The sequence below is a fragment of the Cyanobacteria bacterium GSL.Bin1 genome (genome assembly GCA_009909085.1).
In the GTDB taxonomy this organism is placed as follows: domain Bacteria; phylum Cyanobacteriota; class Cyanobacteriia; order Cyanobacteriales; family Rubidibacteraceae; genus Halothece.
This window is the reverse complement of the sequence record JAAANX010000205.1, coordinates 1-10,815: the sequence shown is the minus strand read 5'-3', so window position 1 is coordinate 10,815 and position 10,815 is coordinate 1. Positions and strand designations below refer to the sequence as shown.

Here is a 10,815-nt window from a genome sequence, read left to right as displayed (position 1 = left end):
TGCCAAGGATAGCTGATTTGTACGAGACGAATTAAGGCTTTAACATCGGGTTCCCGTTGCGTTTGATAGCGCGGGAGTGCTTGCGATAGATGATCATTCGTCTCTTCTAAAATTTCGTGGAAGATATAGCTATCTTCTAAGGCAGCATTCACGCCTTGCCCAATATCAGGCGGAAAACAATGCACAGCATCCCCCAATAAAATGACAGCTGTCCCTTGGTTATTGTCCGGTTTGCCTAAGATTTTATACAATCCTGAACAATATTGAGGGATGGGAAATTGTCCTCCCTTACTGGAAAGAAATCGAGCCATTTCTTCAGCAGAGATGATTTTATCCAGCGGTAACTGCGGAAAGGCTTCCTTTAAAAAATTTTCCAATTCTTCTTCAGTTTCTAGCTGCCAAATATAATGATCAGGATATCGAATAATATTGGCAGTTCGGGGTTGATTAGAATCTTTTAAAGGTAATAATCCTAAAGAAAATGATTTTTTCCGGTCTTTAAAGGCAGATCGGATCCCATAAGCCATCGTTGATTCTGCAACATCACCCTCTTGTTCAGATAAAGGAAATTGCGGCGGGAACATCAGCACTTTATATTTTAAACCAGCACTCGAAGAAGGAAATTTTTGCATTGCAAAGGCATGAGATTGATCATCGATTTGATCAAGGGTTTGACGCACAATTGAATTTAAACCATCACAACCAACCAGCAGAGTTGGGATAAATGTTGCTTGTTCTAAATCTTGAGACTGGGTAACAACTTCTAAATAAGTTTCATGTTGTTTGATCGCTAAACATTCTGTTTGGAATAAAATTTCAATTGATTCTTGCCAATGTTCTTGAATTTCTTCGTATAGTAATTGCACAAAGGATGCTCTCGGTAACCAATAAGCAGTTTTGCGTTCTGGGTCAGCAATTGGTAGCTTACTGGTTTTGCGAGTGCCGTCTTTTTTGATCAGCGTAAAATAAAAGTCAGTGTTTGGGACACTCAAGTCAGCAAGTTTAGAGGTTATATTGAGTAAATCAGTTAGTTTTTGTCCGCGCCCATCAATTTGATAACTAAAAGATTTATCGGGTTCATAATAATTTGCAGTGGGTCTTTTTTCAATTACAGTAATGTCTTTCCAGCCTCTTTGGGCTAACATTAAAGCTGTCCCTAAGCCGGCAGGACCGCCGCCGACAATCACGACCTTTTTTGAGTAAGTATCATTCATATTTATGATCGCCTGTTCGTCAATATTAAATGAAGTTAGCTGGCTGAATTGTTTAACTTTTCCTTGCTTTGGTTCCCTGAAAATAGCAAGTGAGATGGAACTCGTTAAATTCTGGATTTAACAACACTTACGAATCATCGTAATGCTTTGAGTTGAGTCTTGCAATTGAATGCCTCGTCTTGAGAGAGTGAAATGGTCACGCACAGAGTTATCCTTCCTACGTTAGGCGAAGCATTGCCAACAGAAGGGCTAAAATTAAGATTGCATGGTACTCCATAGAGGAAACGTTATGCCACAATTTCTAATTACTTGGATTGCAACCGCGATCGCGCTGCTGATTACTGCCAAAATTGTTCCGGGTTTAGTCGTAGATAGTGTCTCGGCTTCAATCATTGGTGCAGCGGTATTAGGCTTCGTGAATGCGATTGTCAAACCGATTTTATTTCTATTTACCCTGCCTTTAACCATTCTGACCCTCGGCTTATTCTTACTGGTTCTAAACGCGATCGCGTTTGGAATTGTTGGCTACTTAACTCCTGGCTTTACTGTGGATGGTTTTTTCCCTGCCCTCTTTGGTTCCATCATCCTCTCCTTCATTGCCGGATTATTAAACCAATTGTTTCAAGGAGAACTAGATTAAATCAAACAATCTATTTTTTGATTGAGTAAGGAATTTATCGCAATGTCAACCAACTTACGTAAATTTTTAACTTATCTGATCGTCCTCGTTTTCGGCGTTTTGATTGGCGGAGGCGGCTATCAAGTCCTCCCCTCGCAAGCCGAGACAGTTCCCAAAAATGAGTTGATCGCCCAAAGCCCTAGCCCACAACAAATTACGAATCGCTTTGTCAGTTTGGCAGTGGAAAAAGTGGGCGGCGCAGTCGTTCGCATTGATACGGAAAGAACCGTGACCCAAACCAATCCCTTTGCCGATGACCCCTTCTTCCGTCGCTTTTTTGGGGATGACTTTTTGCCCAATGGATCTAGAGAAAGGCGCTTACGGGGGCAAGGATCCGGAGTTATTGTCGATAGTAATGGGATTGTTCTCACCAATGCCCATGTTGTTAATCAAGCCGATCAAGTCAGTGTCAACTTGAAAGATGGACGCACTCTTGAAGGAAGAGTCTTAGGGGCCGATTCAGTCACTGATTTGGCAGTGATTAAAATCGAAGGGCAAGATTTACCGACGGTTCCATTAGGGGATTCTGATCAAGTGAGAGTAGGGGATTGGGCAATTGCAGTCGGCAATCCTTTAGGATTAGATAATACGGTAACCCTGGGGATTATCAGTACGCTGAACCGTCCTAGTGCAAAAGTGGGAATTCCTGACAAACGTCTTGACTTTCTACAAACCGATGCAGCGATCAATCCCGGCAATTCTGGCGGTCCCCTCCTCAATGATCGGGGGGAAGTAATTGGTATTAATACTGCCATTCGTGCCGATGCCAACGGAATTGGCTTTGCCATTCCAGTGAACAAAGCAAAAGCCATTTATCCGAAACTGGCAGAAGGGAAAGGCGTATCTCACCCTTATATCGGCATTCGTATGGTTAGCCTTACTCCCCAGTTAGCGCAAGAAATCAATCGCGACCCCAATGCCGGTGTCATGATTCCAGAAATGGAAGGGGTATTAGTGATGCAGGTACAAGCAGATACGCCAGCAGCACGCGCCGGTTTACGACGGGGTGATGTGATTACAGCCATTGAAGGGAATCGCATTGCCAGTGCCGAAGAGTTGCAGCGCATGGTAGAAAATAGTAACGTTGGGGAAAGACTCAATTTTGAAGTCCGACGAGGCGAACGAGTCGAAACCCTATCACTTTATCCCGCTGAACTAGACGAATTTTCCTAAGTCTAGCTTGATCCAGTTCCCCCTTTGACCAAAAGATCACCAGAGCTAAGGATGAAGACAGGCCCCTTCGGTGCCTTCTTCTCCGGTTCGAGGGGGATCAAATTTGAAAAGTTACAGCTACAGCCGACTGGGCGATCAATGTCGTTAGGATTGTTGAGGCACTCTTTGCGTTTTCTTTTTGTTAACTAATTTCAGAACAAAACCAATCGGACCTCGTTTTTTCCAATGGAGTCTTCCTTTTTTTGTATCGCCCACGGCTTGGGTAATCCGATCGAGCACAATTGCTAAAAGAACAATCCCAATCCCGCCAACTGCGGCTAAGCCAACATCTAAACGGCCAATACCACGGTTTACCATCTGTCCTAAGCCTTCTACAGCAATCAGTGAAGCGATAACGACCATTGATAAAGCTAGCATCAAAGATTGGTTAACCCCAGCTAAAATTGTGGGCATTGCTAAGGGGACTTGCACTTGTAATAAAACTTGTCGAGGGGTAGAACCGAAAGCTTGTGCTGCTTCGACTACGTCTTCGGGAACGCCGCGAATCCCAATATTGGTTAAGCGGATTAGTGGGGGAACGGCAAAAATGAAGGTGACAATCACGCCCGGGACTTCTCCGGTTCCAAATAACATGACCACTGGCACCAGATAAACAAATGCCGGAAGCGTCTGCATGGTGTCTAAGATGGGGCGAATTAAACTGGCAAAGCGATCGCTGCGGGCTGCCCAAATACCGAGTGGAATCCCAATAATCACACAAAAAACAACTGCTGTTGCAACCAGGGCAAGGGTAATCATCGATTCTTCCCACGCCCCAATTAATCCGACCACTGTCATCGCAATCACACTAAAAATAGCGATGTTGCGGTTCGCAATTTGCCAGGCAATTCCCAACAGTGCAACGAGAAAAACCAGGGGATTCAGAAAAAGGAAAAAGGATTGGATGCCCCTTAAGACAACGCCGACCGGTTGTCCAATCCAATCGTTGAAGATGAAGCGAAAGTTATTGACAATAAAGTCAATGATCGCTTCAATTTGATCGCCGAGGGGCCAAATGGTCTCTTGAAATGGATCAAACATGATTAAGTGTTGGTTATGGATTGGTTGATTGGGTAAGGAAGGGAAAAGCCCCCAAGTGAAAAAAGTCTGGGGGACCAAACAGAAAGGATTTGATAATTAAGAAGCCTCTGTTAATGGCAAAGGGTACTCTTCACTTAAACCGCCACCTGTTGGGGCTGGTTTTCCCTTTCTACTGTGTCGTCATCCGGATCTTGGATACGACCGATGCTAGCAAGAATATCAGAATGTTCAACCACACCTTTGAATTGACCTTGGTTATCAACAATCGCAAGCGGAAATTCTTGTTGACAGAGGTGGGCCACTTCTTCAATGGTAGTGCTGGCTTGGACTTTTGGGAAGTCAGTTTTCATCACTGCTTTGATATCTTCTTGGCCTTCCTCTAAAGCTTTCGTTAAGGCTTTGGTTGTGACGACACCAATGGGAAAATTGCTTTGATTGACCACATACATTTCCTCTCGTTGATGCCGTTGCATTTGCTCTAATGCCGAACGGACCGAACCATGTCCCAGAATAAAGGGAATGGTTTTGCGGGTAATCGAACCCGTTTTAAGGACTTGCGCCCGATTGACATCCATCATAAAGTCTCGGATATACTCATCGGCAGGATTCGTCACCAACTCTTCGGGGGTGCCCACTTGCACAAAGTAACCGTCTTTCATCACAGCAACGCGATCGCCGACTTTTAGGGCTTCGTGAATATCATGAGAAATAAAGACAACCGTTTTGTGCAGTTCATCTTGTAGCCGCATTAATTCAGATTGCATATCCCGACGAATCAGGGGATCAAGCGCACCGAAGGCTTCGTCCATCAAGAGAATATCCGGATCCGTTGCCAGCGCCCGCGCTAATCCCACCCGTTGCTGCATACCGCCACTTAATTCGGAAGGATAACGATTGGCCCATTTATCTAAGCCGACAATTTCCAAGGTTTCTATGGCTTTCTGGCGACGCTGCTGTTCGTCAACGCCACGCACTTTCAGACCATATTCTGTATTTTCAGCGACCGTGAGGTGAGGAAAGAGAGCAAATTTTTGGAACACCATTGCCATTTTGGTGCGTCGAACTTCTCTCAGTCGTTCTAGATCGACATGGGCAACATCTTCATCATCAATGATGACTTGACCGCTGGTGGGTTCAATGATGCGGTTGAGACAGCGAATCAAAGTCGATTTTCCTGATCCCGATAACCCCATAATGACAAAGAGTTCTCCCTCTTCAATATCAAAGGAAACACCGCCGACGCCAACAACATTTCCCGTTTTTTCGAGAATATCGTCTCTACTGTAACCTTCTCGCATCAGTTTCAAGCCCTCACGAGGACTCTCCCCAAAAATTTTAACGAGATTCTCCACATGAATTTTAGCTTGAGGAGTCTGTGTTTTTTCACTCATATTTTGCTCGGTATTCATTGCTGTGCTTGACCTTTACTTGCGGTCAGTTTTATACTAATAGGTAAGGTAGTTTAAATTTTTACCTGCTTATTTAACTACTTTTTTCGTTACATCTATCTTAACAAAGGGATGATTAATCCAGGTAACAGCAGTAACAAATTGAGATGAAGTAAGGCTATCTGGTTGTTTAGACTGACTCTTATTGGTTTATTCTTCATTTAAACTCTTTGAGGTATTCCTGATAGCCGATTTCTTCTAATCGAGTCTGTTTATTAATTACAGAAGTTGCTAATTCTTGACGATAGTCCTCAACTTTCTTTAACAAATTACTATCAAAGGCAGCCAGAATTTGTATTGCTAATAATCCGGCATTTTTAGCATTATTAATAGCAACTGTTGCCACCGGAATTCCCCCTGGCATTTGCACAATGGAATAGAGAGAATCCACCCCTTGCAAGTGACGGGTTCTGACTGGAACTCCAATCACAGGCAAAGCCGTAAGAGAGGCGATCATGCCGGGTAAATGGGCGGCCCCTCCCGCACCAGCAATAATCACTTTTAAGCCACGATTGGACGCAGTTTTTGCGTAGTTAACCATACGGTCTGGGGTGCGGTGGGCGGAAACAATCGCCACTTCGTAAGGAACCGAAAATTCTTCACAGATCGCGATCGCGCCTTCCATTGTCGGCAAATCGGAATCGCTACCCATAATAATTCCAACAGATGGCGTTTCATTAGACATAATGCTGACTCGTTATTGAACAGTGATCAGTTGAGAGATTCCCGATCAGTTTGTCTGATCTTCAACCCTTCGTACAGTTTTCATCACAGAAAAATTCTGGACTTGAGTAACCCCCCAGCCGTGTAACAGTTCTTGATTTTATCACTGCACATTTTTCTTGTAGAGAGAACACAAAATCATAGCCTTAAGCATTCGTTAAACTTTCAACGCGATCGCGTTCACAAGGTAAAGCAGCAGTTAAAACTTCCGATCCTTCTGAGGTTACCAGCACATCATCTTCAATGCGAATGCCACGGACATCAGCAAATTGTGCCAGCCGTTCCCAATTAATCTGGTTTTGATATTGTTCTCGGGTTTGCGGATCATTCAAAATTGCCGGAACTTGATAAAATCCGGGTTCAATCGTGACTGCCATTCCCGGTTGGAGGGCGCGATCGAGCCGTAAGTTTCCTAGACCAAAACGCTCACTGCGCCGTCTTCCCGGTGCATATCCTGCCAGATCGCCGAAATCTTCCATGTCATGAACATCTAAGCCTAATAAATGTCCGACGCCGTGGGGGAAAAATAGGGCTTGGGCATCGGTTTCTAGTAGATTTGAGACATTACCTCGTAAAATCCCCAGTTCCACTAAACCTTCGGCAATGATCGTTGCCGCTTGCCAATGAATGTCTTTATATTCGACTCCTGGGGCAACTGCAGCAATACAAGCATCATGGGCGGATAAAACTAAATCGTAAATCTCGCGTTGAGTTGGCGAAAAGCGACCGCTAACCGGGAAAGTACGCGTAATATCGGATGCCCAACCGCCCGGGCTTTCTGCACCGACATCCGCTAAGACTAAATCCCCGGCTTGTAAGGTATGGGAATAGTCTTCGTTATGTAAGACTTCCCCGTGTCCGGTGACGATGCTACCGTAAGCACAGGTTACATTATGGGCAATCATTACACTTTCCATTGCAGCACGAATCTCGGCTTCAGTTTTTCCCGGTTGCACTGCTTTCATTCCGGCTTGATGGGCTTGGATAGAAATCCCTGCTGCTTGACGAATTTGCGTGATCGCGCTTTCATCATGACAGAGGCGTAACTGAATAATCGCTTCCATGAGGGCGCGATCTTTGCCAGCGGCTTGTGTTGGTGGTAGGATTTTGCGTTTTAAGCAATTTTGTTGCTGTTGGTCAATCGTGGGATCAGACAGCGCGATCGTTGCCGCTTCCCCCTGATCTTCGGCTAATTTTGCTAAGGGATAAGCCCGATCTGCCCCAATGGTTTCTGCAATGTCATCCCGAGTCGGCTTTTCTCCTCCCCACAAAATACTCTCTGCAGACGGGTTATCCAGGAAGAGGGTTAATTTGCCATTGTCTAACGCAATCACCGCATTTTCTAAATTTAAACCGGCAAAATAAAGAAAATGACTGCTGGCGCGAAACGGAAATGTATTAGCAGGAAAATTACGGGAAGGCGCACAGCCTGACCACAATAAAACGTTCTCGGGAAAGATCTGAGCCAGTTTTTGACGACGCTCTTTTAAGGTCAGCTTTAGAGTATTATGATTCAATATGTTAATCATTTGTTATTAGTTGTATTCCTTCTGTTACGCTTAATTCACTCTTGCCATTTTGTGAAGAACATCGGCTCCAATAAGTATGTTACTGACTAGTGTAGCGATTGCTCAGTTTCTATTTTTCTCGAATGGAAAATGACTCGCATTGGACTAACCCAAGTTTTAAAGGAATAAGGATCAGCACTGTGAGATGAAACGACGAAAGTGGTTAATGCTAGGATGCCTTGGATTTTGTCTAACGCTACTGCTATCTGGCGTTTTTGCAACACGAACGGTTGCCCATATTAATGATTTATCATTAGCAGAAATTGACGTCTCTGCAGAAAAAGCGGTGGTTCAATTTACGTTACCGATTGATTTTATTCGATTTGCTGATGATAATGAAAACGGCAAAATTGAAGCGCAAGAAGTCAAAGACAATCAAAGTAATCTAGAGACTTTTTTGCGCGATCGCGTTCAACTATTAAATCAGAATAATCGCTTAGGAACGCTGACAGTTACGCCTAATTCAACGCTCGTGATTCCACCCAGTTCACAAATTACAAGCGAGACTCATACGACACTGACCCTTAATTATCGCTGGAGGCAACCGCTAGAAACCCTTAAGATTGAATATAATCTCTTCCCCACCAATTTAGGCATGGGTTTACCTGGTTTACCCACGGCACACTGTCTGGCGACCATTCGCTGGCAAGATCAGGTCAAAACCCATATTTTTAATGCGACGAATAAACAGCTGGCGCTTTCTCTCAATTTTCAAAATAATGGGCTTCCCATCCCTTTTTTAGAAGGGGCGCAAGGAGGGCTAATTGCTATTTTTGGGGCACTGATTTGGGGAGGATTTCATGCCCTTTCTCCTGGACATGGTAAAACCATGATTAGTGCGTATTTAGTGGGAACAAAAGCCACATTCCAACAAGCCGTCATGTTAGGCTTGACCACTACGATTACTCACACCATTGGTGTTTTTGGATTCGGTTTAATTGCTTGGTTCGCATCGCAATACATCTTACCGGAACAATTATCCCCTTGGTTGAGTTTAGTTTCAGGAGTAGTGATTTTCACCATTGGCTTCCGTTTAATTCCCCAACGGTGGCACCGAACTAAACATCATCATCATCATCACCACGACCATTCTCACGACGTTTCTGATCATCACTCTCATCATCACCATCACCATCACCATCATCATGACGTTAATATTGCCTCTTGGCGAGAGATTTTGGCTTTAGGCATCTCCGGCGGGTTGGTTCCTTGTCCCGCCGCTTTAGTTTTATTATTAAGTACGATCGCGCTGGGACAAATTGGCTATGGCTTAATGTTAGTTTTAGTCTTTAGTGTGGGCTTAGCCGTGACTTTAATTGGTTTAGGCGCATTATTTATTTACGGCAAACAACAATTCCAAAAATTTCCCCAAGCGCAGTTCGGGCTGCAAAAATTGCCTCTTCTCGGCGCGATCGCGATAACCTTGGTAGGACTGGGTATTACCGGAAATGCGGTTTTAACGCTGATTTAAGTTGATTCCCTGTTCAGAATTGCTATATCGAGGAATCCAAGTAAAGCAATGTGAAGTTAGCAATAGTGAACTAAGTTTGACTGCTGAATTATCTATTCGTGTTAATTTGGTACTTTGAGCAAGCCAATAAATCCCTTTTTTCAGTCATATTAACTGTCACTGTAATGATTAAGAATCCCTTTGATTTGCTCCTTCAATTCAGGTAAATCGTAAGTAACGATATCAATGACAATATCAAGATCAATATCAAAATACTCATGCACAACGCGATTACGCAAACCGACAATTTTTGACCAAGGAACCTGAGAATGGTTTTGCATTATTTCAGAAGAAAGGGCGCGGGCAGCTTCGCCAATAATTTGCAAGTGATACAACACCCAAACCTGAAGCATCTCATCATCCTCAATCCGATCAAGATCAAATCGACTTTGAATGCGATCAATGGCATCCCAAATGTCCTGTAGTCGTTCCGAGTCTCGTCTCATAAAGGTTTTGCTTCTTGTAGAATCCGATCTCGCAAACGGGATTTTAAACTCTTTTCTGTGACTACATCTACCCGAACTCCCAGCAATGCTTCCAAATCTTCGATGAGCCCCATTGGAAACCAGGATGACCGACTCGAACGATCATAATCAACCAAAAAATCTACATCGCTACGATCTCTAGCTTCTCCCCGCGCGACGGAACCGAAAACGCGAACATTGAATGCTCCATGACGTTGAGCAACAGTTAGAATTTTTTCTCGTTGTTGGAGCAAATTGTCAAGGGTGACCATTGGTTGTTTTATCTTCCTACTTGGCTGATCAGAAAGGTTTGAATTAAAATTTAACTTAGTTTTTATTGATATTTGTTAATATTTTATCGTTTGAGCAAGGGATGGATTTAAGGCATAAAAAACTTGCTATGACCAGCGCGATCGCAGCACAAAATATTCCTATAAACTGAGACGACAGCCAACATAATTGCGCTTTTTGCTGAGTGCGATCTTTATCACTATTGCCTGGGAGAACTTAGTTTGAAAGATTTTGCCCCTCAGCGCTATTCTCCTGAGAAAAACTTGTTCCCTATTGTCTAGGATGATGAATATCTTGAAAGTCTACAAGATTCCATTCGCCACTATTGCGATAGAGACGCTTTTCTTGATGGGATAGTCCGATACATCTTGCAGCAACCGTTGTCCCATCACCAAACAAACTAATCGTTGGTCACTATCATTAAAAATAATGTCAAGCAAAAAAGAGGCATGATTGATATACTGTTGGGCATTCCATGTTTATTGTGTCATTCCGGGGTCGTCAAATTAATTGAGTCATAGGGAATCATTATTACAGGAAATGCAGTTTATACGCTTATTTAACGACGTGAGCGAGAATTCCCCCATCTTAACGAAGTAGATGGGGGATGAGAGCGAACTTAGAACGAAGCCTGATCTATTTGTGTTATACTTTATTTATCACTG

General features: G+C 43.6%; 10 protein-coding genes. 3 read left to right on the top strand and 7 right to left on the bottom strand.

Annotation, left to right across the window (positions count from 1 at the left end; all coding sequences use genetic code 11):
• A partial coding sequence (locus tag GVY04_23460) for an FAD-dependent oxidoreductase (GenBank protein NBD18979.1) occupies positions 1-1,214 on the bottom strand: 1,214 nt, incomplete at its 3' end.
• A 289-nt stretch (positions 1,215-1,503) separates the two neighbouring features.
• Between GVY04_23460 and GVY04_23455 the strand changes: the two genes are divergently transcribed.
• Positions 1,504-1,854: a phage holin family protein gene (locus tag GVY04_23455; protein NBD18978.1), complete on the top strand. Its 351-nt coding sequence runs from the start codon at positions 1,504-1,506 to the stop codon at positions 1,852-1,854.
• A gap of 42 nt (positions 1,855-1,896) precedes the next feature.
• A complete protein-coding gene (locus tag GVY04_23450; protein ID NBD18977.1) occupies positions 1,897-3,066 on the top strand; it encodes a PDZ domain-containing protein in 1,170 nt (389 codons plus the stop codon).
• A gap of 144 nt (positions 3,067-3,210) precedes the next feature.
• Here GVY04_23450 and GVY04_23445 read toward each other — a convergent pair whose 3' ends face one another.
• The 4 genes from GVY04_23445 to GVY04_23430 form a co-directional block, all read right to left on the bottom strand.
• Positions 3,211-4,146: an ABC transporter permease subunit gene (locus tag GVY04_23445; GenBank protein ID NBD18976.1), complete on the bottom strand. Its 936-nt coding sequence runs from the start codon at positions 4,144-4,146 to the stop codon at positions 3,211-3,213.
• Between the two features lie 134 nt (positions 4,147-4,280).
• On the bottom strand, positions 4,281-5,555 hold the full coding sequence (locus tag GVY04_23440; GenBank protein ID NBD18975.1) for a betaine/proline/choline family ABC transporter ATP-binding protein: 1,275 nt from the start codon (positions 5,553-5,555) through the stop codon (positions 4,281-4,283).
• A 196-nt stretch (positions 5,556-5,751) separates the two neighbouring features.
• Positions 5,752-6,279, bottom strand: a complete 528-nt coding sequence (purE, locus tag GVY04_23435) for a 5-(carboxyamino)imidazole ribonucleotide mutase (protein NBD18974.1) — start codon at positions 6,277-6,279, stop codon at positions 5,752-5,754.
• Positions 6,280-6,463: 184 nt separating this feature from the next.
• Positions 6,464-7,846 carry a M24 family metallopeptidase gene (locus tag GVY04_23430; protein NBD18973.1) on the bottom strand — a complete coding sequence of 461 codons (1,383 nt, stop codon included), beginning with the start codon at positions 7,844-7,846 and terminating at the stop codon, positions 6,464-6,466.
• Between the two features lie 184 nt (positions 7,847-8,030).
• Here GVY04_23430 and GVY04_23425 point away from each other — a divergent pair, with 184 nt between their 5' ends.
• The gene (locus tag GVY04_23425; GenBank protein NBD18972.1) at positions 8,031-9,356 is read left to right on the top strand and encodes a high-affinity nickel-transporter; all 1,326 of its coding nucleotides are present in this window, start codon (positions 8,031-8,033) and stop codon (positions 9,354-9,356) included.
• Between the two features lie 149 nt (positions 9,357-9,505).
• Here the strand turns inward: GVY04_23425 and GVY04_23420 are convergent, their stop codons facing one another.
• Together GVY04_23420 and GVY04_23415 are read right to left on the bottom strand one after the other, a co-directional pair.
• Entirely contained in the window at positions 9,506-9,841 is a 336-nt protein-coding gene (locus GVY04_23420) for a DUF86 domain-containing protein (protein NBD18971.1), read from the bottom strand.
• Positions 9,838-10,131 (bottom strand): DNA polymerase subunit beta, encoded by a 294-nt coding sequence (locus GVY04_23415; GenBank protein ID NBD18970.1) that lies wholly within the window; start codon positions 10,129-10,131, stop codon positions 9,838-9,840. Before GVY04_23415 ends, GVY04_23420 begins: the two co-directional genes overlap by 4 nt.
• Between the last annotated feature and the right edge of the window lie 684 nt (positions 10,132-10,815).